This is a genomic window from Vibrio sp. VB16 (genome assembly GCF_015594925.2).
GTDB lineage: Bacteria > Pseudomonadota > Gammaproteobacteria > Enterobacterales > Vibrionaceae > Vibrio.
In genome coordinates, this window is the sequence record NZ_CP087590.1 from 815,725 (window position 1) to 838,834 (window position 23,110).

26 protein-coding genes are annotated in these 23,110 nt (G+C 41.7%); 12 read left to right on the plus strand and 14 right to left on the minus strand.

All coding sequences use genetic code 11. The annotated features are described in order from the left end of the window. The first annotated feature begins 4 nt into the window (after positions 1–4). The 3 genes from IUZ65_RS03955 to IUZ65_RS03965 all read left to right on the plus strand — a co-directional run bounded on the left by IUZ65_RS03955 (position 5) and on the right by IUZ65_RS03965 (position 2,896). Positions 5–1,258, plus strand: coding sequence for a TIGR03503 family protein (locus IUZ65_RS03955; RefSeq protein ID WP_195702499.1), 1,254 nt, complete (start codon positions 5–7; stop codon positions 1,256–1,258). 159 nt (positions 1,259–1,417) lie between these two features. After that, the gene (lpcA, locus tag IUZ65_RS03960; protein ID WP_195702500.1) at positions 1,418–2,002 is read left to right on the plus strand and encodes a D-sedoheptulose 7-phosphate isomerase; all 585 of its coding nucleotides are present in this window, start codon (positions 1,418–1,420) and stop codon (positions 2,000–2,002) included. Between the two features lie 75 nt (positions 2,003–2,077). After that, positions 2,078–2,896, plus strand: coding sequence for a class II glutamine amidotransferase (locus tag IUZ65_RS03965; RefSeq protein ID WP_195702501.1), 819 nt, complete (start codon positions 2,078–2,080; stop codon positions 2,894–2,896). Positions 2,897–3,051: 155 nt separating this feature from the next. On the opposite strand, the gene purN is transcribed toward IUZ65_RS03965, so the two are convergent. Together purN and purM are read right to left on the minus strand one after the other, a co-directional pair. Beyond that, on the minus strand, positions 3,052–3,690 hold the full coding sequence (gene purN / locus IUZ65_RS03970) for a phosphoribosylglycinamide formyltransferase (protein WP_195704989.1): 639 nt from the start codon (positions 3,688–3,690) through the stop codon (positions 3,052–3,054). A 17-nt stretch (positions 3,691–3,707) separates the two neighbouring features. Continuing rightward, positions 3,708–4,748 carry a phosphoribosylformylglycinamidine cyclo-ligase gene (gene purM / locus IUZ65_RS03975; RefSeq protein ID WP_195702502.1) on the minus strand — a complete coding sequence of 347 codons (1,041 nt, stop codon included), beginning with the start codon at positions 4,746–4,748 and terminating at the stop codon, positions 3,708–3,710. Positions 4,749–4,918: 170 nt separating this feature from the next. Here purM and upp point away from each other — a divergent pair, with 170 nt between their 5' ends. Next, complete coding sequence (gene upp, locus IUZ65_RS03980) at positions 4,919–5,545, plus strand: uracil phosphoribosyltransferase (protein WP_195702503.1); 627 nt, start codon at positions 4,919–4,921, stop codon at positions 5,543–5,545. 174 nt (positions 5,546–5,719) lie between these two features. Beyond that, on the plus strand, positions 5,720–6,943 hold the full coding sequence (gene trpB / locus IUZ65_RS03985) for a tryptophan synthase subunit beta (RefSeq protein ID WP_195702504.1): 1,224 nt from the start codon (positions 5,720–5,722) through the stop codon (positions 6,941–6,943). A 94-nt stretch (positions 6,944–7,037) separates the two neighbouring features. Here the strand turns inward: trpB and IUZ65_RS03990 are convergent, their stop codons facing one another. Continuing rightward, entirely contained in the window at positions 7,038–8,282 is a 1,245-nt protein-coding gene (locus IUZ65_RS03990) for a uracil-xanthine permease family protein (RefSeq protein ID WP_195702505.1), read from the minus strand. Between the two features lie 252 nt (positions 8,283–8,534). On the opposite strand from IUZ65_RS03990, the gene IUZ65_RS03995 reads away from it, so the two are divergent. Continuing rightward, the gene (locus IUZ65_RS03995) at positions 8,535–9,761 is read left to right on the plus strand and encodes a DUF2066 domain-containing protein (RefSeq protein ID WP_195702506.1); all 1,227 of its coding nucleotides are present in this window, start codon (positions 8,535–8,537) and stop codon (positions 9,759–9,761) included. 212 nt (positions 9,762–9,973) lie between these two features. On the opposite strand, the gene IUZ65_RS04000 is transcribed toward IUZ65_RS03995, so the two are convergent. From IUZ65_RS04000 to IUZ65_RS04010, 3 genes are read right to left on the minus strand one after another with little or no spacing between them, the layout of a single operon-like run. Next, entirely contained in the window at positions 9,974–10,402 is a 429-nt protein-coding gene (locus IUZ65_RS04000) for a DUF2069 domain-containing protein (protein WP_195702507.1), read from the minus strand. 10 nt (positions 10,403–10,412) lie between these two features. Then, positions 10,413–10,763 (minus strand): arsenate reductase (glutaredoxin), encoded by a 351-nt coding sequence (gene arsC, locus IUZ65_RS04005; protein WP_195702508.1) that lies wholly within the window; start codon positions 10,761–10,763, stop codon positions 10,413–10,415. A gap of 24 nt (positions 10,764–10,787) precedes the next feature. After that, positions 10,788–12,236, minus strand: coding sequence for a beta-barrel assembly-enhancing protease (locus tag IUZ65_RS04010; protein ID WP_195702509.1), 1,449 nt, complete (start codon positions 12,234–12,236; stop codon positions 10,788–10,790). A 246-nt stretch (positions 12,237–12,482) separates the two neighbouring features. Here IUZ65_RS04010 and IUZ65_RS04015 point away from each other — a divergent pair, with 246 nt between their 5' ends. Then, a complete protein-coding gene (locus tag IUZ65_RS04015) occupies positions 12,483–12,677 on the plus strand; it encodes a sulfurtransferase TusA family protein (RefSeq protein WP_231363600.1) in 195 nt (64 codons plus the stop codon). Next, positions 12,670–13,746: an AI-2E family transporter gene (locus IUZ65_RS04020; protein WP_195702511.1), complete on the plus strand. Its 1,077-nt coding sequence runs from the start codon at positions 12,670–12,672 to the stop codon at positions 13,744–13,746. The genes IUZ65_RS04015 and IUZ65_RS04020 overlap by 8 nt, the downstream gene beginning before the upstream one ends. 49 nt (positions 13,747–13,795) lie before the next feature. Here the strand turns inward: IUZ65_RS04020 and bcp are convergent, their stop codons facing one another. Both bcp and IUZ65_RS04030 read right to left on the minus strand, forming a co-directional pair. Continuing rightward, positions 13,796–14,260 (minus strand): thioredoxin-dependent thiol peroxidase, encoded by a 465-nt coding sequence (gene bcp, locus IUZ65_RS04025; protein ID WP_195702512.1) that lies wholly within the window; start codon positions 14,258–14,260, stop codon positions 13,796–13,798. A gap of 13 nt (positions 14,261–14,273) precedes the next feature. After that, positions 14,274–14,816 (minus strand): glycine cleavage system protein R, encoded by a 543-nt coding sequence (locus tag IUZ65_RS04030; protein ID WP_195702513.1) that lies wholly within the window; start codon positions 14,814–14,816, stop codon positions 14,274–14,276. A 207-nt stretch (positions 14,817–15,023) separates the two neighbouring features. Here IUZ65_RS04030 and dapA point away from each other — a divergent pair, with 207 nt between their 5' ends. Both dapA and bamC read left to right on the plus strand, forming a co-directional pair. After that, positions 15,024–15,902 (plus strand): 4-hydroxy-tetrahydrodipicolinate synthase, encoded by an 879-nt coding sequence (dapA, locus tag IUZ65_RS04035; protein ID WP_195702514.1) that lies wholly within the window; start codon positions 15,024–15,026, stop codon positions 15,900–15,902. A 58-nt stretch (positions 15,903–15,960) separates the two neighbouring features. After that, the gene (gene bamC / locus IUZ65_RS04040) at positions 15,961–16,983 is read left to right on the plus strand and encodes an outer membrane protein assembly factor BamC (RefSeq protein ID WP_195702515.1); all 1,023 of its coding nucleotides are present in this window, start codon (positions 15,961–15,963) and stop codon (positions 16,981–16,983) included. Positions 16,984–17,010: 27 nt separating this feature from the next. Here bamC and IUZ65_RS04045 read toward each other — a convergent pair whose 3' ends face one another. Genes IUZ65_RS04045 through IUZ65_RS04060 form a run of 4 tightly spaced genes read right to left on the minus strand, consistent with a single transcriptional unit; the run spans position 17,011 to position 19,439 of the window. Beyond that, entirely contained in the window at positions 17,011–17,202 is a 192-nt protein-coding gene (locus IUZ65_RS04045; protein ID WP_195702516.1) for a DUF2897 family protein, read from the minus strand. Positions 17,203–17,206: 4 nt separating this feature from the next. After that, on the minus strand, positions 17,207–17,884 hold the full coding sequence (locus IUZ65_RS04050) for a M15 family metallopeptidase (protein ID WP_195702517.1): 678 nt from the start codon (positions 17,882–17,884) through the stop codon (positions 17,207–17,209). A gap of 55 nt (positions 17,885–17,939) precedes the next feature. Beyond that, entirely contained in the window at positions 17,940–19,076 is a 1,137-nt protein-coding gene (dapE, locus tag IUZ65_RS04055) for a succinyl-diaminopimelate desuccinylase (RefSeq protein ID WP_195702518.1), read from the minus strand. Positions 19,077–19,091: 15 nt separating this feature from the next. After that, entirely contained in the window at positions 19,092–19,439 is a 348-nt protein-coding gene (locus IUZ65_RS04060) for an ArsC family reductase (protein WP_195702519.1), read from the minus strand. A gap of 324 nt (positions 19,440–19,763) precedes the next feature. Here IUZ65_RS04060 and IUZ65_RS04065 point away from each other — a divergent pair, with 324 nt between their 5' ends. Further along, positions 19,764–21,677 carry a methyl-accepting chemotaxis protein gene (locus IUZ65_RS04065; protein WP_195702520.1) on the plus strand — a complete coding sequence of 638 codons (1,914 nt, stop codon included), beginning with the start codon at positions 19,764–19,766 and terminating at the stop codon, positions 21,675–21,677. Between the two features lie 301 nt (positions 21,678–21,978). After that, complete coding sequence (locus IUZ65_RS04070) at positions 21,979–22,263, plus strand: winged helix-turn-helix domain-containing protein (RefSeq protein ID WP_195702521.1); 285 nt, start codon at positions 21,979–21,981, stop codon at positions 22,261–22,263. Positions 22,264–22,332: 69 nt separating this feature from the next. On the opposite strand, the gene IUZ65_RS04075 is transcribed toward IUZ65_RS04070, so the two are convergent. After that, positions 22,333–22,716 (minus strand): DUF4156 domain-containing protein, encoded by a 384-nt coding sequence (locus IUZ65_RS04075; protein WP_195702522.1) that lies wholly within the window; start codon positions 22,714–22,716, stop codon positions 22,333–22,335. Between the two features lie 7 nt (positions 22,717–22,723). Further along, positions 22,724–23,071, minus strand: coding sequence for a DUF2956 domain-containing protein (locus IUZ65_RS04080; RefSeq protein ID WP_195702523.1), 348 nt, complete (start codon positions 23,069–23,071; stop codon positions 22,724–22,726). Positions 23,072–23,110 lie beyond the last annotated feature (39 nt).

Sequence of the window (23,110 nt, forward strand, 5' to 3'; positions counted from 1 at the left end):
AACTATGTTTAGGATTCTGTTCTTTTTAACCTGCATCTTGACCAGTTCCTTTAGTTGGTCACAAACAGAATCATCTGTTTCTTTATTGGACAACCGGTTTAGAGTTGATCCAACAATCGAACAAATATCTTTTGTTATTTATAGAAAATCCCGGTCTCGATCCGTTGTATTGGTGCGTCCTGATGGTAAAAAGTACTATTCATGGGATCATCCGGAAACCGTATCTTGGTATGAAGAAAATGGTATGGATATTATTTCCATTGAGGATCCAATGCCGGGGCCATGGCAAGCCGTTGGTAAGGTGACACCAAGAAATAATATAAAGCTATTATCTGATTTACTGCTGCACGTCGATAAATTTCCTAATCGTTTATATCAACAAGAGACAATAAAATTCACCGCTCGTCTTACTCAAGATGGCAATCCACTGGTGCTCAAAGATTTTTTAGATCGAGTACGGCTTCGCGTCAATTTTATTCATTTCGTTGAAGATGAAGAGAACCCAGAGATCGTCTCTGAACCAGAGTCAACCATTCTTGGCACCTTTCAAGATGACGGGCAAGGCTTGGATGAAATCTCTGGTGATGGCGTCTTTACTGTGTCATTGCCCATCACGGTTGCCCCGGGTAAATACAAAGCCAGAATTACCTCTGGAAATGGCGTTTTTTTAAGAGCGGTTGAGCAAACAGTACTTGTGTATCCTTCTCCCATCACGGTTGGATTTATTCAATCAAGGGATGATAATGAAGGGCATCTGGTGACGATTACCGGCGAGCAAGGAATGGTGTTGCCAGGTACTATTGCAGCAAGCATAGAGCAAACGACACCAGACAAACGAACGATCCTTACTCAAAGTCGTGTCGACTCAGAAGGCTTTACGACTGAATTCACTATGACCAATGATCCGCACCCAGGCAAACATACTTGGAGAGGTACGGTATACGCAACAGAAGGCGCGGCGAAAAGAGAACTCATCATTCAACTGAAAGAGAAAGCATTCAGCGTGATGAAAAAGCTTGATATTGAACAATCAACCCAAGAATATCAGCGTATACAGGAAGAGAAGCGCAGAGCATTTGAAATAGAAAGAATTAGGCGTGACAGAGAAGAAGCAAGAATGACTGGCATGTTGACCATCCTGGTAGGGAATTTGGTGGTTATTATTCTTGGCCTTATCATCTGGTTTGTGATTAGAAAGCTGAGAACGCGCAGAGTGTCAGCACCAGAGATGCAACTGGACGCTCCACCTAAACGGTGAGTGACGAAAAATAGAAGAGCTTAAGGCTCTTCTATTTTGTTATATAGCCTCTCTTTTTTTATGTTAATCCTTAATTCTTTTCTCTTATTACTCGACACTCGAAATCAAAACTAGGTAAACTCTGAGTAATCTTATTCCCTCGAAACAGTGAGAGTCATCATGTATCAAGATCTAATTCGTTCAGAATTAAATGAAGCGGCAGAAGTACTAAATAAATTTTTAAGTGATGAGCACAATATTCAACAGATAGAAGCAGCAGCCAAGATGATTGCAGATTCTTTCAAGCTTGGTGGTAAAGTTCTTTCTTGTGGCAATGGTGGCTCACACTGTGATGCGATGCATTTTGCCGAAGAATTAACAGGTCGATATAGAGAGGACCGCCCGGGATACGCGGGCATCGCTATCTCTGACCCAAGCCACATGTCTTGCGTGAGCAACGACTTTGGTTATGATTATGTCTTCTCACGTTATATCGAAGCGGTTGGTTCTTCAGGTGATGTGCTATGGGGGCTTTCGACTTCAGGCAATTCAAGTAACATTCTTAAAGCAATAGAAGCCGCGAAGAAGAAAGGGATGAAAACGATCGCTTTGACAGGTAAAGATGGCGGTAAGATGGCTGGATGTGCGGATATTGAAATACGCGTGCCCCATTTTGGTTATGCAGATCGAATTCAAGAGATTCATATAAAGATTATTCATATTGTCATTCAATTAATAGAAAAAGAGATGGCGAAAGATTTCTAAAGAACCGTTCGGACGGGTCTTTAAATAGTAGAGCGCTAATGCTCCCTCGATAGTTTAGTTGTTAAAGGTTTTCAAATGTGTGAATTGCTCGGAATGAGCGCTAACGTGCCAACAGATATCTGCTTTAGTTTTGCTGGATTGATGCAGCGAGGTGGTAAAACAGGGCCTCACAGCGATGGATGGGGCATTACCTTCTATGAAGGTAAAGGGTTTAGAACATTTAAAGATCCTAACCCAAGCTATAGCTCAAAAATAGCCGAATTGGTACAGAACTATCCGATTAAGAGTTGTGCTGTCATTAGCCATATTCGACAGGCTAACAGAGGCGGTGTGAACTTAGAAAATACCCACCCATTTACTCGTGAATTGTGGGGGAAGTACTGGACATTTGCTCATAATGGGCAGTTATCTGGCTACGAATCATTAGAAATGGATCGATTTAGACCGGTTGGAAAAACAGACAGTGAGCTGTCGTTTTGTTGGATACTAAATAAGTTGAGCTCAAAATATCCAGAACCACCACAAGATCTTGTTGAGATGTTCCGGTATATCGCCGAATGTTGCGACGAATTAAAAGAGTTTGGTATATTTAACATGTTGCTCAGTGATGGCGACTATGTAATGACTTATTGTACGAATCATCTTTACTGGATAACTCGTCGAGCACCGTTTGGTAAAGCGAGCCTTATTGATGAGGATATGACGGTTAACTTTCAAGAAGAGACAACGCCAAATGATGTTGTGACCGTCGTTGCGACACAGCCATTAACAGATAATGAAACGTGGAATAGAATGAAACCAGGAGAGTTCAACCTATTTCATTTTGGTGAAATCATAGGCTGTAATTCAGAGAGTCTGGTTGATATCCCGTTCGCTCCACCTAAGCAAAAGTAATAACACTCGCATGCGAGTTGAATTTTTGGACAGTTCGTTGGGTAGAGAATAAACAGGGTGTACTTAAGAATAAAAAAAACAGCGATTGCCTATTTGGCACTCGCTGTTTTTTTATATGTGATACACAGATTTTTATGATTGAATCAACACAACGGTTAGTCTGCTGCGTATCCCAACTTACCCAGAACTTCACCATCAAGAACTGCGTTATTATCGACCATTGAAAGTCGACCTTGTACAAACCAGTTCACCGTCAATGGATAGATGTCGTGCTCTTGGGTTTGGACTCTTTCGGTAAGCGTTTCCGGGGTATCTTCAGAAAACACAGGGACTTTAGCTTGTAAAATGACTGGGCCGCCATCGAGTTTGTCAGTGACAAAATGTACGCTGGTACCGTGTTCCGTATCACCGGCATCTATTGCTCTTTGGTAGGTGTTTAGTCCCGTATATTTTGGCAGTAGAGAAGGGTGGATATTGATCATTTTACCAAGGTAGTGAGAAACAAATTCGCGGCTAAGAATGCGCATATACCCAGCCAAAACAATTAGATCTGGCTGGTATTTATCTATTTGCGTCATTAACTCAATATCAAATAAGTCTCTGGATTCAAACGCTTTAGGATCGATAAAACTGGCGTCAATATTTGACTGTTTAGCCCTTTCAAGGCCATACGCATCTGCTTTATTGGAAAAAACAGCAACGACTTCACCATTGACTATTTGTGTTCCACAAGCATCAGTAATTGCTTGTAGATTGCTACCGTTTCCTGAAATGAGTACGACGATCCGTTTCATCATGTTTGAATTAATCCTTAGTTTATTTCTACCTGTTCTTCGCCTTCAGATGCATCCGCTATTTCACCGATAATCCAAGCGTTTTCACCCTCAGATTGCAGTAACTTAACCGCTGCATTGGCTTGTTCTTTAGGCAAGGCGGCGATAAGGCCAACACCACAGTTAAATGTTCTGTACATTTCAAAGGTTTCTACGTTACCTTTTTCTTGTAACCAGGTAAAGATAGAAGGCCATTGCCAGCTTTTTCCATCAATAATGGCTTTTGTACCTGCGGGTAGTACACGAGGGATATTCTCCCAAAAACCGCCACCGGTAATATGTGATATGGCATGAATATCGTGCTCAGCAATCATCTTAAGCGCGGACTTGATGTAGATCTTGGTGGGTTCCAAAAGTTGATCGCCAATAGAGCGGCCATTGAGCTCTTCTGAAAGGTCAGCATTGGAAACTTCGATGATTTTACGCACTAAGGAGTAGCCATTTGAATGGGGACCACTAGAACCAACGGCGATAAGCGTATCGCCAGCGGCTACTTTTGAACCATCGATAACGTCGGCTTTTTCTACAACACCAACACAGAAACCGGCTACGTCGTAATCGTCACCTTCGTACATGCCCGGCATTTCAGCGGTTTCACCACCAATAAGTGCGCAACCTGCTTGGATACACCCTTCACCAATTCCGGTGACAACCGCTGCTGCTGTATCAATATCAAGCTTACCGGTTGCATAGTAATCAAGGAAAAATAGAGGTTCGCCTCCTTGAACTATCAGGTCATTGACACACATAGCAACAAGGTCGATACCTATTGTGTCGTGTTTGTTCATATCCAAAGCGAGACGAAGCTTTGTACCTACGCCATCTGTACCTGATACAAGTAGTGGTTCTTTATATTTGGTTGGTAGCTCGCAAAGGGCACCAAAACCGCCGATGCCACCCATTACTTCTGGGCGGCGGGTGCGTTTTACAACACCTTTAATTCGGTCTACTAGAGCATTACCTGCATCAATATCTACACCAGCGTCTTTATAACTAAGAGAAGTGTTATTGCCACTCACGGGAAGTCCTCGTCATGATAGTTTGGATGTGAAAATCGGCGTTATTCTAACCGAGTTACCGCAATAAGGAAAACGATTGCGTAAGGTTTTTTTTCGTTACATTGATTCGGAAAAAACTTAAGAAAACATGTATAATCACAAGGTTTATTAGAAAATCGTCGGAGATGGAAATGAAAGTTGTTGAAGTAAAACACCCTTTAGTTAAACACAAAGTTGGTTTAATGCGCGAAGGGGATATCAGCACGAAGCGTTTTCGTGAGTTGGCTACAGAAGTGGGTAGCCTGTTAACTTATGAAGCGACTGCAGATTTCGAGACAGAAAAGGTAACAATTGAAGGCTGGAATGGCCCAGTAGAAGTAGACCAAATTAAAGGTAAAAAGGTTACTGTTGTTCCAATCCTACGTGCCGGGTTAGGCATGATGGATGGAGTATTAGAGCATGTACCTAGTGCACGTATCAGTGTTGTTGGTATCTATCGTGATGAAGAGACGTTAGAACCTATTCCGTATTTCAATAAGCTTGCTTCGAATATTGATGAGCGTATTGCACTTGTCGTTGATCCAATGCTTGCAACTGGCGGCTCAATGATAGCAACAATCGACTTATTAAAAGATAAGGGTTGTAAGCATATAAAAGTCTTGGTTTTAGTTTCTGCACCTGAAGGGATTGAAGCGCTTAAGAAAGCGCATCCAGATGTAGAGCTTTATACGGCTGCAATCGATGAGAAGCTAAACGATAAAGGTTATATCGTTCCAGGTCTTGGCGATGCTGGTGATAAGATCTTCGGAACTAAGTAGTCATTTAGTTTAAGAATGAAAAGGGTTGCTGTTTTACAGTGACCCTTTTTTGATCTTATGTACTAGTTTGCGAGAGCGCTATCACGAAGTGAATAAATAGCCTCTAAAGCATCTACCTTCTAACTTGGCCTCGTTGTAATCTAGAAACACACAATGTCAGTAAGGGGTTTATCAATGAAAAATAGTTTTGAACATACATTACCCAACGCAGAAGGGTATTTTGGCGAATATGGCGGCAGTTTTATCCCACCACAGCTTGAAGTGATCATGAAGGAAATCAATGAGGCTTATCAGAGTTGTCGTCAAGACCCGCTATTTCAAGATGAACTTGCTAGGCTTTATAAACATTTTGTTGGCCGCCCAAGTCCTATTTTTCATGCTCAGAATCTGTCGAAAAAATATGGTGTAGATATATACCTAAAAAGAGAAGATCTCAATCACACTGGCGCTCATAAAATTAACCATTGTCTTGGCGAGGCGTTACTCGCTAAAAAAATGGGTAAGAAAAAAATCATTGCAGAGACAGGTGCCGGCCAACACGGCGTTGCATTGGCGACTGCTGCCGCACTTGTGGGACTTGAATGCGATATATACATGGGTGAAGTGGATATTGCAAAAGAGCATCCTAACGTGGTCAGAATGCATATTTTGGGCGCGAAAGTTATACCTGTCTCTCATGGAAGAAAAACCTTAAAAGAAGCAGTAGATTCGGCATTTGAAGCGTATCTGCAAGATCCTATTACTCAACTTTATGCGATTGGTTCGGTTGTCGGTCCACATCCATTCCCTATGATGGTACGAGATTTTCAATCAATCATCGGTAATGAGGCAAAAATCCAATTTGAAGAGATGACAGGGAAGCAACCCGACAATCTTGTCGCATGTGTAGGTGGTGGTTCTAACGCAATGGGACTTTTCACCGCTTTCTTGGACAACGAAAAAATCGCAATTCATGGTGTAGAACCCGCAGGCCGAGGTCTGGAAGTCGCTGGTGAACATGCAGCAACGTTAACGTTGGGTGAGCCAGGAGTCATGCACGGCTTTAAATCTTATATGCTTAAAGATAAAGATGGTGAACCACAAGAGGTGTATTCCGTTGCAAGTGGATTAGACTATCCATCTGTAGGCCCTCAACACAGCTATCTTAAAGATATCGGACGTGTACAGTATGGTACGGTAGATGATAAAGAAGCGATCGATGCATTTTTCGAACTCTCCCGATTGGAAGGTATCATTCCTGCAATAGAATCGTCTCATGCGGTTGCTTATGTCTTTAAATTGGCAAAACAAGGATTAAAAGGCAGTGTTTTAATCAACCTTTCTGGTCGTGGTGATAAAGACATCGACTTTGTGGTTGAAAATTATGGTCAAGATTACGGCATTACGTCGACGTTATAGTTAGGATAAATGAAAAGGTTGCGACTGTTACGCAACCTTTTCATTTTATATTCGAACTCAATTATGTAACCTAAAAGAGGCGACAGTTGAAAAGCTAAGCGTCGTCATCTATCTGGGCATTATCGACAACGTGGTTCTCTCCTAAGTCATGAGGTAGCACTAAGTTTAGAATTATTGCCACGATACCGCATAGGCTCACACCCTGTAGGCTGAATTCGCCGATACCAAAAGCCATACCACCAATACCGAACACTAATGTTACCGCGACAATCGCAAGGTTACGAGACTTGTGTAGATCTACGTTATTTTTAATAAGTGTATTCAAACCAACCGTTGCGATGGAACCAAACAGAAGAATCATGATGCCTCCCATGACTGGCATAGGAATAGTTTGTAGAATGGCCCCCAGCTTACCGACTAGCGCAAGCACAATAGCGGTAACTGCTGCCCAAGTCATAATTGCAGGGTTGTAGGATTTGGTTAGCATAACAGCGCCAGTTACTTCGCTATAGGTTGTATTTGGTGGTGCACCAAACATAGATGCAGCCATCGTTGCGATACCGTCGCCCATAATGGTACGGTGAAGGCCCGGTTTCTTAAGATAGTCCTTACCGGTGACATTTGAGATTGCAAGCATGTCACCAACGTGTTCAACCGCGGGAGCAATAGCAACAGGGATCATAAATAGGATCGCGTTTATGTTGAATTCTGGTGCAACAAAATTAGGTAGCGCTATCCAAGCGGCTTCCGTCACTGGGGTGAAATCTACGACACCAAACATTAAGCTCACTGCGTAACCAACAAATATACCGCCAAAAATAGGCAGTAATCTCATAAAGCCTTTTGCAAATACGCTAATAGAAATAACGGACAATAGAGATAAACTGGAAATCCATAGTGCAGCGTTAGCGTCAACAAGTTGGGTCCCATCAGGTGTTCTACCCAGAGCCATATTGACGGCAACAGGCGCTAGCCCTAGGCCAATGACCATTATCACTGGACCTACAACAACAGGGGGAAGCAGTTTATGAATAACTTCTACGCCTTTGGCTTTGATTACCGCACCAAGCACAATATACATAAAGCCAGCGGCCATAAGGCCACTCATTGTACCCGCTATACCCCAAGTCTGTACGCCGTACATTATTGGAGCAATAAACGCAAAAGAAGAGGCTAAGAAAATTGGAACAGAGCGTTTAGTGACAATTTGAAAAAGAAGCGTACCCACACCCGCACCAAATAGTGCTACGTTGGGATCTAATCCAGTTAATAGAGGTACAAGAACAAGTGCTCCAAATGCAACGAATAGCATTTGTGCGCCCATAAGTACGTTAGTCATGATTCCCATCCAAAATAGTTAGTTAAATAAAATTCGCAGGATTCTATCATTTATGCAAACGTTTGCCTTGCGGTTTAGATCAAAAAAAAGCACGAAAGTTAGGATAGTTTTGCCGAGATAATGTTGAATGACGAATCACTGAGATTGCGAATGAGCAAGTTCTCACGAGTTAACTTGGTAGTGTTCCTCTTTCTCGTTATACTAGAACTGCTTAACTTGTTTTATTTACCACTCATTTTACTTAGGGGCAGCATGCGCTATTTAGTTGTTTTGTTTATTGGATTACTCGCTTTACCTATTCAAGCATCTGTAAAAGTCGATGTCTTTAGCTCAGAAGTTGTTTTAGATGATAATCAATCGGATGCGGAAAAAAGCGCCAAATCGCAAGGATTGAAACAGGTAATCATTAAAGCATCTGGTGATAAGAATGCGATCAACAGCCCAGTGGTTAAAAAAGCGCTAAACAAAAGCGGCATATATCTTTCTCAAATTGGTTATGGAGATCAATTTGGGCAGAAAAGTCTAAAGATGATTTTTAATCCACCTCAGATCCAGTCCTTGCTTAGTCAAGCCGATCTGCCTTATTGGTCGAACATTCGCTCTAGCCTTGTTGTTTGGGTTATCCAAGAGGGGCAGTACGGTCGCGAAATTTTGTGGGAACATACGGGCAGTAGCGCTTTAAATCAGATTAAATTCTTTTCAGATCTACGTGGTTTACCGATTACCGTTCCTGTTGGGGATATTGAAGATGTCACTAGTATCGCGGGACCTGATTTATGGGGTGGGTTTACGGCACCGATAAGTAAAGCAAGTCAGCGTTACGCGTCAGATGCTGTGCTTGTTATTCGCATTCAGAAAGCGGCTGACGGCAGTTATGTTCGTTGGACTTTGTATGATGAAAAACCAGAGTATATTGTTGAGTCTAAGCGTGAACCAATCGTTGGAAGTGCGAGTGGAGATACCTTCAAAGCACTGGAAATAGCTATCGATGAAGTAAGTAATTACTACGCACGTAGAAGTTCAATTAAGTCGAGTGGAATATCAGAAAGTATGCTTACCGCGCGATTTGTTGACGTCGCATCTGTACAGAGTTTTTTTGCATTAGAACAAATCCTAAAGGGGCTAAATTCTGTCGCCAGTGTTGATGTTGACAAAATTGTAGGCAATGAAGTGACGTTTACTATTCATTTGTTGGGTTCTGAAATTGATTTTGAATCGGAAGTTATTCAGAACAACCATATTCGTAGGTTCGAACCAGAGGTGCTATTTATACCTAAGCCTAATGAAAACGACGTAGTACCTGAAATTGATGCCGTTATGAATAATGTGGGGTCATTGGAGAATAACACGGAGGAAGTATTGGCTGAGCAAGAAACAGGCAGTGCTGCTGCTCCCGTAATTGAAGAAGTCGCCGTTAACATCCCTCAAGAACCTAAGATTGCGGAAGTGAAACCATTGTTTTTTGAATGGATAAAATAAACACACGCACGACTGAACAGAGTATGTCCATTCCAAATAAAAAAGGCCCGATAGGGCCAATGCCGATCATTTAAGAACAAAGTATTCGTCGTCATTCCCGTGAAAACGGGAATCTGGGTGGTTTTAGATCCCTACTTTCGTGAGGATGACGGAGTTTGATGTCTTAAGTTAACAGCATTACCCGATAGAGCCTTCTTAACTTGATTAAATGGCTATTTATCAAATCTCTCTTTTTCTTGTTTTTCTACTTCCGACAGCCTTGGTAACTTCAGTCCCAGTTCTCTGCCTCTGTTTCTTGCATAAAGTACGTTTCCTGTAAAGGCACAGCAAACTAACAGTAGTTCTACTGCTGCAATCCATCGTTCACCTTGGTCAACATATAGTATAGTAAGTGAATGCAGGAAGTAGAGCATCAAAACAAAGTTCGCCCAGGCGTGGGTATAGGCTTTACCTGTTAATATTCCTCTCAATGGAAATAATAGTGGAATGCACCAACCAATAGCGGCCGTGAAAGGGTTAATATGAGGATGTGGCGAAATAAATATCTGCCATAATGCTACCCAGCATAATAGTGAAAGGTATCCACATAGCGCGAGATAACGGTATTGTTGGGTTTTAGGTAGAACCGGATTTTCTTCCATTATTCGCTCTCTAAACTATATCCAAGACTTGTTCTGGTGGGCGACCATGCCTTGCTTTGCCGTTAGCAACAACAATAGGGCGCTCAATGAGTTTTGGGTTCTTTGTCATTGCTTGAAATAGCTCGTCATCGGATAAACCGTCATCGGCTAAATGGAGCTCTTTATACAACGCCTCTTTGGTTCTCATCATACCGCGTACACTAGACAGTTCTAGCTGTGAATAAAGTGCCTTAAGGGTTTCAATTGATGGACTGTTATCTAGATACGTTACTATTTCAGGTGTAATACCGTTTTCTTCTAGAAGCTGTAAGGTTTGTCTGCTTTTTGAACACCTAGGGTTGTGATAAATCACGACTGTCATGGAGTTTCTCCTTTTTTTTAAGAATTATTGTAGTGATAAAAACCGATCGCGCTGAACCATAAGTTGGTCGACTCTCGCATCATACCTTGCTTGCTCTAGGCTACCAAGTTTCGCTAATTGACTCGCCTGAGTGAAGTTTTGCAATGCTTTATTCCAATTCCCTTGAAGGGCAAGAATTTCGCCAAGAGCCGCGAGGTTTTCGTCTGATTTTCCTAATTTACCATAGGCATCGGCAAGGAGCTGCCAACCATTCATATCATTGGGAAGTTCATGGGTGTATTTTTGCAATACGCTCACGGCTTTCTGATTTTCGTCGCTTTTAATTAGAGCATTAGCGTAGTTAACCATCAATACGGGGTTATTCGGTTTTTTACTCAAGGCATTTTCAAGCATTTGAATCGATTTTTTTGGATTATCTTGATAGATATATAGATCAGATAATGCATCAAGATAGAATTCGTTCAGAGCGTCTTTTTTGAGTAAAGCCGACAAAATAGGTTCGGCTTTTTCTAACTGTTTGTTGTCCAGATAAACGAGCGCTTGCCCGTATTTATACGTAGGTTCTAGTGTTGGATTGTTTTTCTTTAATCTTCTTTCAAACCAATCAAGCGAAGCCGCTGACTCAATGTTGGCGTATCTAGCGACGATTCTTGCTTTAGCAAGATGATATTCTATTGACGGCCCTAATTTCATAGGCGCGTATTTTTGTGCTCTTGCCCTTGAGTCAGTAATACGATCCTGTGGTAATGGGTGAGTCAGTAACATTGGCGGAGGCGTACTCGCGTAGCGATATTCATCTGCTAAGCGACCAAAAAATGTTGGCATTGCGTAGACATCAAAACCGGCTTTGGCCAATGTGCTAATCCCAAATCGGTCTGCCTCTTTTTCGTTACTGCGAGTGTAGTTAATTTGACTCTGCATATTACCAGCAGTGGTCGCGGTCAAAGCAGCAATTCCGGCTTCAGGAGAGGCGATGGCAAGCAATAATGAACCAACTAACGCGGCCATTGTTGCCGGGGATCGCCTTGCTTGATCTTCCATGCTTCTCGCTAAATGGCGTTGCGTTACATGGGCGATTTCGTGTGCCATTACCGAGGCGAGTTCACTTTCGCTACTTGCGTGCAAAAATAGACCGGAATGTAAGGCGACGTAACCACCAAAAAATGCAAATGCGTTAATGTTGCGATCTCTAATCATAAAGAATCGAAATGGGGTTTTGACATCTTCAGAGTTGGCAACCAGTTTATGGCCAAGGTTGGTAATATATTCGTTTAGGACTGGGTCATTAATAATCGGGCGACTGGCTCGAAGCATACGCATATAGGCATCACCGTAGATCAATTCTTGATCAATAGTGAGGGTGCCAGCTGCTGCCGTACCAATATCAGGTAATTCGTTGTTATTGGCAATAGCAGGTAGAGTCAGCGTGGTTGCCATTACTAAAGCGATTAAGGACCGTGTTTTTTTAAGCATTTTTATTATATGAACTCCGAGATCGTTTCGACTTAAGACAGCAAAAAATTGCCTTGGTTCGTCTTTGCTTTAGCAAATATAGCGAAATAAAGCGCGTTAGTTGTAGATTTATTTTTATGAGATAAAAAGTTAAGTTGAAAAGAGAAGCCCTTTTTATCAAAACCCTTTACAATATTCTCTTTATAATAAGCATCACACAATAGAATGAAACCCTATATTCTTAATTTACGTGAAGAGCGTTGTCCTATGGCGCTATTAAGAGCCAAAAGAGAGTATGCCAATTCAGGTGGTAGAGTATTTATTATTCTGATTCGTGATTTGAGTTCTATGAGTGATATTGTTCGTTTCTTTGAAAAGCACGACATTGTAGTGCATGTTGAAGAAAGACAAGATCATTATGTATTGACAGTAAATAATAAGAGAAGCTATCTAGATGTTTGATATGGTTAGTCGTTGGTATAAAAGACGTTTTTCGGATCCACATGCAGCGAGCTTAATCGCCATTCTACTCGTTGGATTTATTACCATCTATTTCTTCGGGCACTTACTTGCCCCTTTGCTAGTGGCAATAGTGCTTGCGTATTTGTTAGAGTGGCCAGCGAGTCAATTGGTTCGTTTTGGTCTTCCGCGTGTTATCTCCGTTATGATGGTACTGCTTATTTTTGTTGGGGTTATGATTCTAGCCGTTTTCGGGTTAGTACCGACCATTTGGAATCAGGTTGGTAATCTAATCAATGACATACCGACTATGTATAATGGCTTCCAAGAATTTTTGAATACTATACCAGAGCAATACCCAGAACTTGCTAACCTTCAAATTGTTGAGTCTATCTTTGAGAACACCAAAACCCAGGTGTTGGGGTTAGGTGAAACAGTAGTAAAAGGTTCTTTGGCATCGTTGATTAACTTGGCGGCGCTGGCTGTTTATATGATTCTTGTGCCGTTATTGATTTTTTTCTTGCTCAAAGACAAAGAAGAAATGTTGTCTATTTTGAGTGGCTTGTTACCGCAGAACCGCCGTCTAGCCACGAAGGTTTGGCAAGAGATGAATCTACAAATAGCGAACTATATTCGCGGTAAAGTGGTGGAGATACTGATCGTTGGCTCTGCTAGCTACATAACCTTTGTTTTGTTGGATCTAAGATACTCAGCATTACTTGGTGTTGCGGTTGGCCTATCGGTTCTCATTCCTTACATTGGCGCGGCGGCGGTGACCGTTCCTGTTGCCATTGTTGGTCTGTTCCAGTGGGGCGTAACTCCAGAATTCTATTGGTTACTTGCCGCTTACGGTATTATTCAGGCGCTAGATGGAAATGTGCTGGTGCCAGTATTATTTTCAGAAGCGGTCAATCTACACCCCGTTGCGATTATAGGTGCAGTACTTGTTTTTGGTGGAATGTGGGGGTTCTGGGGCGTATTCTTTGCTATTCCTCTTGCCACGTTGGTGAAAGCGGTATGGAATGCGATTAAGAATCAGGAAACCTCTGGTGCATTAACGATTGAAGAATAAAAATTCCGTCATTCCTGCTTTAACGGGAATGACGGTTATATTAACGGTACTATTTATTCAAGTAATCTAGAATGACTTCATGATGGGTTTTGGTTTTAAATTTATTGAATACCTGCTCAATGACACCGTCTTCGTCAATTAAAAATGATATCCGATGAAGGCCGTCATAAATCCTGCCCATAAACTTCTTCTCTCCCCATACACCAAACTGGTCTGCTGCTGCATGGTCTTCATCTGAAAGAAGCGTGAAGTTAAGCTTATCTCTTTCGATAAATTTGCCTAGGCGTATTACCGGGTCGATACTTACACCTAGGACAACCACGTTGTGATCATCTAACTGTTTCTTTATGTCTCTAAGTCCTTGAGCTTGGACTGTACATCCAGGAGTCATCGCTTTTGGATAAAAATAGAACAGTACTTTCTGTCCTGTAAAATCGGATATAGAGGTCTCTTTCCCATCTTGGTCGAGCAAAGTGACATTAGGCGCACGCGTCCCTGCCGTTAATGTATCCATTACAGACTTCCTTTTATTGGCTGTTTTTTATAAAATTTAGAGAACCTTGCACCGTTAATGTTGCACAAAGTTGATTGAATTCTTCTTGTAATTGCATCAAATTATATTCTGCCTCAACCGTGGCACTCATCGCGATTTGGAATAAATTGTTGTCACTGCTTAATTTATGTTTATCAATAGTTTGGGCACTCAGCGATGCTAAGCCAATATTCCGATCGGCAAAAAATTGGGTAAATTGTTCGGTTAATCCTTTCTTATCATCTGATTCAATAAAAACCTCAATAGTATAGCAGCGAGAAAGGTCTTGATGAGGAGAGGTTCGCTTCATCATGGTGATGAGCCCGTGTTCTTGACCAAGAACGGGGAGAGTGGTCTCCACGCGAGTAATATGGTTGGCATTTCCTGAAACCAACATTAACAAAGTGAACTCACTGCCAAATAGTGCGATTCTGCTATCTACTATGTTACATCCTGAGCGGGTAACAAGATGAACAACTTGGTTGCATATACCTGGGCGGTCTGTTCCTACAGCTGTAATTACTAGATGTTGAGACATAATATCTAATTTTTAAATGTGTTATTTATAAATACTAGCACAGTTGGTATTTGGATAAATAACAAACGAGTTTTCGACAGGTTGTTAGATTAATGGATAAATGTGCAGTTATTCCACCGTTTAGTGTAAAACATCACACTTTAATCCCTTGTGTTACCTGAGTTTCATGCATTATTATGCAAGTAGTGAAATTAAAGGGAGATAGACATGTTTTCAGGAAGTATTGTTGCGTTAGTTACCCCATTTAAAAGTGATGGTGAAGTTGACTACGACGGCCTAAAAAAATTGGTTGATTTCCATGTGGAGTCAGGCACCGATGGTATTGTAGCCGTTGGTACCTCTGGTGAATCAGCTACGTTAACTATTGAAGAGCATGTTAAGGTGGTGAATAAAATAGTTGAATGTGCTGATGGCCGTATCCCTGTAATAGCCGGTACAGGGGCGAATGCGACTCACGAAGCCGTAACGTTTAGTCGTTTACTAAATGATTCTGGTATTGTTGGTGTCCTCAGTGTTACGCCCTATTACAACAAGCCAACGCAAGAAGGTTTATATCAACATTTCAAAGCGGTGAATGATGTAAGTGAAGTGCCAGTCATTCTTTATAATGTACCAGGACGTACTGCGGTAGACTTGTTGCCAGAAACGGTCGCTCGCTTGTCGAAGCTTGAAAACATCGTTGCGCTTAAAGATGCAACCGGTGATTTAGAAAGAGTTGCCATTCACCGTGAACTTTGTGGCGAAGATTTCGTCTTACTAAGTGGTGATGATGCTACCGGAGTAGAATTTGTCCGATTAGGTGGTCAAGGTGTTATTTCAGTTAGCAACAATGTCGCGGCGAAACCGATGGCAGAGCTGTTCAATCTCATGAAAGAAGGCAAGTACGAAGAAGCCGCTGAGATTGATAAACGTTTGACATCACTACATAAAAATTTATTTGTTGAAGCAAATCCAATCCCAGTTAAGTGGGCTGTTCATCAGATGGGCCTTATTGATGATGGCAGTATGCGTTTGCCGCTTACGGTGCTTTCTGAAGAAGCACAGCCTGTTGTGAAGCAAGCGTTAATCGAAGCTGGAATATTATAAGTTAGAAAATAAATTCGAGATGGATTCATTTTTATCTCGAATTTTATTAGGAGTGCTAATGAAGTTTTCTCATCAGCTAGTGATTGGTTCACTGGCTGTTCTTGTTTTAAGTGCGTGTTCAGGTAGTCCAGAACAAAGACGCCAAGCTAAAGATGATTTCGGATATCTTGAAACCGTTCCTTTTGAAGGTTGGACAGTTCAAGAAGGAGCGAAAGGCGAGTTTTATCCCAATTATGAGATTCCTACGGGAGACTTTGATGGAAATATTGGCCGTAGTGTCGATATCCGTCCCCCTCAACAGATATTGGAACTCATACCTGGTGCTCGCTCTGAGCTCAAAGACGGCGTTGTAACGATGTGGCTTATCCGAGAGGATGAAATGAACAGCGTATGGACAACGGTTCAAGAGATGATTGTCGAGAGAGATATTAAACTTAGGGTTAATAACGAAAAACACCTCGAAACGGATTGGATTTCATGGCGTTCAGAAGATGAAGAGAAGCTGATAGAGGCTCGCTATCTATTTGAACAATTTAACGCGAATAGTCGCTATGGGTTCCGTGTTAGCCTCATTGATTGGCGAGAGAATGGTGTTGCTGAAGAAGTAAGTCGTACCAATAAAGAAAGGTACAATACATTCATGACGAATGTTATTACCTCGACCTACGATCAAAAATTGAGAGCAGAAGCAAACCGAAAAGCGCTTCAACTTGTTAAGCAAATTCCGATAAGCATGGGCAAGGATAGAAGTGGCTTGCCTGTTATTATTGCACGTGCGCCATACAATGTTTTTTGGCAGCGTGTAGTCAGCGTACTACCTGAGGTTGGTTTTCAGCTTGAAGAACGTAATCAGTCAGAAGGTTTGGTCAAAGCCAAGTACTCTGAACCAGATGATGAGTTCTGGACTTCTATCGGTACTAAGCCGCTTAGTCTAGAAAGCAAAACGTATACCTTCCTTTTGGGGGATATGGGGAACCGAACCTCGATTAACGTTACCGATAGTGCGGGTAAACCTGTTACTGCCGAAGTACTAGAGTCGATTGTTCCTACCCTTGCTGCTGTGATCGCAAAACAAGAGTAGCGTTAAAACTAAATAATAAAAAGGACACTATTTTGTGTCCTTTTTTGTTTGCTTTTGACGTTCTTTGTCGAGTTGGTTTAGTTTGTCTAAATCACTTTTTTTCTTGTCTGGTTGGCCAAACTTCATGTTGGCGGTGTACTTAAGTGCCGCAATGTTACCCACTACGACACTGAGTATAATAATGCTGATCACCCAAGGGTTTAAAAGAAAATCAATCATGTTATTAATCCTTGCAAATATTGGTGATGTATTGTGAGTAGATAGCATCAAAATTGGCTGTAATGGTTTGTAAATCCGACACCCCTTCAATTGCTAGTGTGTCTAATATTAATGAGGCTGACAATTCAGTTAAACATGATTCGCTGCTTTCCCGATGGCTTATATGCCAAGGTTCTGCGGCAACACCTCCGAGATCTCTTTTGTACGGAAAGAAAAAGCCAAAGAGCGAAAGGTGTTCACACAGCCACTTATAAAAAGGTGCCTGATGGCCCTCTAAATATTCCCACGGTTCCAATTGTAACCTACTGTCATGAGGCAATAGGTTTTTAGCATAAACGTCAAGATCAGTGCCCCAATGGTGCCGACTCGCGCCCGGTAAGGCTGACCATCGCAAGATAGCAAAGAGACGCTGTTGTTCCGTGAGAGAGCTAAAAACAATGGGTTGGCTTTGATCGTCTAAAATGACGGTTTGACCCGAACACTTTCTGTTCCAGATTGACTTTTGTCGTTGGAAATCTCGAAACCCACTTGCTACCTCTAGTTGGAACCCAGCCTTACTGGCAGCAATAACAAGACGCTGTATATCTTGTTCTATCAAATAGTTGACCTTGATAGATTGATATTCAGTCTGAATAACCTTTAAGTGAGATTCTGTTAACCCTGTTAATTGCTGTTTATTCATTCGATCACTTCGTCGCAGAGGCGTGTTGCCGTCCTCAGGCTACTCATATCTAGTGTCATAGAGCTAACAGCTTTTGAAGCGTTTTCTCATACATGTCTGTCAGTTTTTCTAGATCAGCGATGTTGACGCATTCATTTACTTTGTGAATGGTAGCATTTACGGGTCCAAGCTCGATTACCTGACAATTCATACGAGCGATAAAACGACCATCTGACGTTCCTCCTGTGGTGAGGAGTTGTGGTTTGGTATGATTGATTTCTTCAACGGCTTCAACAACGGCTTCTAACAACGCGCCATGGTCGGTCAAAAATGGATCACCATTAAGTGTCCAATCTACATCATAATCTAACCCATATGAATCAAGTGTAGAGTGAATTCGACGTTTTATCTCATCGTTATTTAGCTCAGTACTAAAGCGCATATTAAACTGTACGTTAAATTCTCCAGGGATCACATTTGATGCCCCCGTTCCTGCGTGCAGGTTTGGGATTTGAAAGCTAGTGGGTGGGAAGTAAGCATTGCCGTCATCCCATTTTGTTGTTACTAACTCGGATAGTGCTGGTAGCGCTTGGTGTATGGGGTTATTTGCCAAATGAGGGTAGGCAACATGGCCTTGAATACCCTTAATCTTAATGTCACCGGTGATTGAACCTCGACGACCATTTTTGATAATATCACCCGTGAAATGAGTGCTTGAAGGTTCACCTACAATACACATATCAATATTTTCATTGCGAGCCATCAGTGTTTCAATCACTTTGACCGTGCCGTTAATGAATGGCCCTTCTTCATCCGATGTGATGAGAAAACCTATCGACCCCTTATGATCGGGGTGTTGAGCAATAAAGCGCTCCACAGCGACAATCATACAAGCCAGAGAGCCTTTCATATCCGCAGCACCACGACCATGCAAATGGTCATCGATTATAGTCGGTTCAAAAGGTGGGGTATGCCACTGCTCTAAAGGACCAGACGGCACAACGTCTGTATGCCCAGCAAAGGCGAATAAAGGTGCTTCAGTACCGCGACGAGCCCAAAAGTTGGTGGTATCGTTAAATACCATTACCTCAATGTTGAACCCCAATGCTTTCAGTCTGTCTATCATGACTACTTGGCATCCGGCATCTTCAGGTGTGACGGATTGTCGACTGATCAAATCTTTAGCTAAAGCCAATACTGGGCTGTCATTCATGTTAGAAAAATCCTTTTACTTGAAAATATCTGAATATTGAGGGGCCTTAAAGCCAATATGAAACTGACCGTCTACGTTAAGTATAGGTCGCTTAATCATCGCTGGATGTTCTACCAATAATGGAACGACAGATTGTTGATCTACGCTCTCTTTTTGCTCTTGAGTCAATTGACGATAAGTTGTCCCTCTTTTATTCAGTACTTGTTCCCAGCCTAGTTGATGGCAAAAACTCTCGACGAGGTTATTATCTACCCCGTTTTTACGGTAATCGTGAAAATCAAAACTGATATCTGCCTCTTGTAACCATTTTTTTGCTTTCTTTATGGTGTCGCAGTTTGGAATACCGTACATGGTAATAGTCATCTCTATTCCTTTATTGTCGCTTTAAGGTGAATCCTATCAGGAACCTGCCTGTCAGACAAAATAACAACGAAATCTAATCGATGGCACATTTCTTCATATAGGCAGTAAACTTCTGGAAATACGAGTAGGTCTACCATCAAGATAGAGATGGAATATGTATTGATAAGAGAGCGATTGAATATGTATAAACCCCCACATATCAACATTAAACCGTTTTTTATACGGTTCAGTGTTCCCAAGAAATCGGGATTGTATTAGTCTTACGATTGAAGAAATAAATTATAATTAACAATAAATTAACGTCTATTACACAAAGAGTTGTCTATGAATAATATTCTCAATTTTAAAGGTCGCATTATTACTGCGGCAATCACTTTCCTGATTTTATCGATGGGTATTTTATCTTATGTGTCATTTAACCGGCTGGCTACTGTCGCGACACAAGGCGCCGATAGTTATTCGATGTTACGTATTCAACACGGTGCAGAGCAAACATCAGATTTTATTAGAGGTATAAAGCAAGATATTGAGGTTGCAGCTAATCTATTTATTGGTTTGAAAGGCGATGATGAAGTGATGTCGCTGTTAACTAACATAGATAAACTGTCAAATGCTACGGCTATTGTTGTGGGCTATGAAGACGGTAGTGCCTTGAATAGTAATAAAGGTCGGTACGACGCAAGTAAATACGACCCGAGAGTAAGAGGCTGGTATACCGCTGCAAAAAATAGCCGCAAAACCATCATAACGGATATCTATACAGGAAAATCAACGGGTACGCTAATGGTCAGTATTGCCACTCCTTTTTACTCAAATAGTAAACTTGATGGCGTACTTCTTGCGGATGTAGAGTTGACCGCACTGACGAGGATTATTGAAAAATCTGTGTTCAATGGTGCCATTGCGGCGTTATATGACAATACTGGATTGACTATCGCATCGACGGGCGAAGTTGATGTTCCTGGTCAATCGCGCCTTTCAGATTTTGCTGAATTGGTTGGGGTTGAAAACGCGATGCTGACTAAAGATAACGGCGTGTTTGAATTCTCACTGCTTGGTGCGGACAAAGTCGCATTTTTCCAGACCATTCAGTTAACGGATGATACTAAATGGCACATATTGGTAGGATTGGATAAATCGGTTGTCTACAAGGTTCTGGATGAATCATTAACTTCTTCCGTTATCACTACAACAATACTTGTTATTGTTTCCGCGATACTACTTTCACTGGTGCTTGCTCAAGCCTACAAGCCAGTATTGGCGCTAAAGAAGACCGTGCAGGATCTTTCCAGTGGAAATGGTGATCTTACCAAACGCCTACCAATAACGAGATCTGATGACCTTGGTCAAATATCAGAACATATCAATATCTTTGTGGAAAACTTACAGAACATGATGCTGGATATTTCGCAGGCGTCGACCCACATTAGCGGTAGCATTTCCGGTTTGCAGGAACTAACAAAAAACAATGCCTCTGTATTAGGTCAGCATAAAAGTGAAACGGATCAAGTGGTTGTCGCTCTGGATGAAATGAGTGCTACATCAAATGATGTCGCTAAAAATACCGCTGATGCAGTTGAATTTACAGGTAAAACAAATACCCAAGCGGAAGAGTCAAAACGGGTAGTGACCGGAGCAACTCAGACAGTAAGTGAGCTGGTTGAGCGAGTTGAGGAAGCCTCTGGCCATATTAATCAAATGGGTAATGAGATTTCTGAAATTGCTGATGTGCTTAAGGTCATTGGTGATATCGCGGATCAGACCAATCTACTTGCGCTAAACGCGGCGATTGAAGCGGCACGAGCAGGAGAGCAAGGACGTGGATTTGCCGTTGTAGCAGATGAAGTTCGCGCATTGGCATCTCGCACTCAACAAAGTACTTCTGAAATTCAAGGTACCATCAATCGATTAACCAGTAGCTCAGAAAAGGTGATTAGTACCATGATCAGCACGAAATCCAGCTGTGAAGAGGCTTCCACTCAGACATCTCTGGTTGTCACTGATCTTGACAAAATCAGTGATTCAGTTGGAGGGATCAATAATCTAAACTTGCAGATTGCCACAGCTGCAGAGCAGCAGAATTCAGTTGCTGAAGAGATTACTCGTAATATGGCGAAGATTCAGGAAATGGTTCAGCTTATTTCCGCGAGTGGAGTCGATGCTGACAATGAAGCCTCGGCTCTCGCGACGGCAAATAGTCAACTGACAAGTATTGTCGGACGCTTCAAGCTTCAGTAATTATTATATTGGTCCGTCGTATAGTCGATTGGCGGTTATAAATAAAGGTCAGAAGTTTTTCGTTCTGACCTTTTATTCCCTTTATTATCGCTTTAACGTAAACCCTGTCAGAACCTTCCGATCAGATAAAATAACAATTAAATGTAATCTATTGCACATATTTCCCTAAATGGAATTAAGAATGTGCACTTATTGATCAAACGCAAAAACAATCATAGGGAAAAAGAAATAATGGCACACGTTGTCAATTTTATTTATTGAAATCAATAGTCCTCTAGACAAAGTAGTAATGGAGATATCGATGGAGTTGAGTCCTGTTTTTGCGAGAAGGCTGTATTTGGCGCTTTTAGTAGAAAATTTAGATAGGCCGAATGTGCCTAAATTGATCGAAAAAACTGGGTGGCCGCGTAGGACTATTCAAGATGTGCTGAAAGCATTGCCGGGCATAGGGATTGAACTTATGTTTGTTCAAGATGGCCGAAGACATAATGATGGGTACTATCAGCTATCTGATTGGGGGCCTTTTGATAGCCAATGGGTTCTGGAACGCAAAGTCGAAATAGCATCTACACTCGGTTTTCGTTGAACTCAAAATTATAATAGATTACTTTTCTCATGAAAGAAGCGCCTTACAATAGATGTAGGCGCTTTTTGTTTAATTAAGGTCGTTATTTATGATGTTAATCGGAAGAGACAAGTCACCATCGGGGTAATTGCACAGATAAGCGGTGCCAACGAATGTGACTGATGTTGCAAAATCAATCGGACTGAGTAAAAAGACAGTATTTGCACCTATCTCATGGGCATGGTTTTTCATCTCGTTTAACGCCCCTCGAATCATGGTGTCGTTAGCAAAGAACAGGTAGCTATACCAATGGCCTTCATTGCCGGTTACTTCGCCTCTCCATTCACAATACTGAAATCGGTAAACGCTATCCGTACGAATATGTACTTGAGAAGCTTCAGAGAGCAAAACCTTGCTAGGTATGCTACACCCGACCAAGAAGCTGACACAAAAAAAAGAGAACCATTTTATCATGACAATCCTAACCTAGAGACAGATAAGCAATAAATACAATCCAGCTTACTAATAGTAGTAGCCATGGTATTAATTGGCTGCTTTTTTTTGAGGGTACGGGCTCGATTTGTCCCGTCTGAGTATCGTTTTGATCATTGGATGTAGTTTGTTTCTCTTTTTGATGCTTTTTCCGTGCTCGATCGGCTTGTCGACTTTTCTCTTTTTGCTGTTTTTTATATAGAGCTATGCCCTTTTCTATACCCTGAGCAATTAATTTTGTTTGGTCTTTAGTTTGCCCTGGCTTTTGTGTTGCTTTGGCTATTTTCATTGCTTCCGCTTGTGATTCAGGTGAGATCTGGTTTTTATGGACTGTCATAGAGGTTCTTACAGAAAAATGAGTAACCTACATAGATTA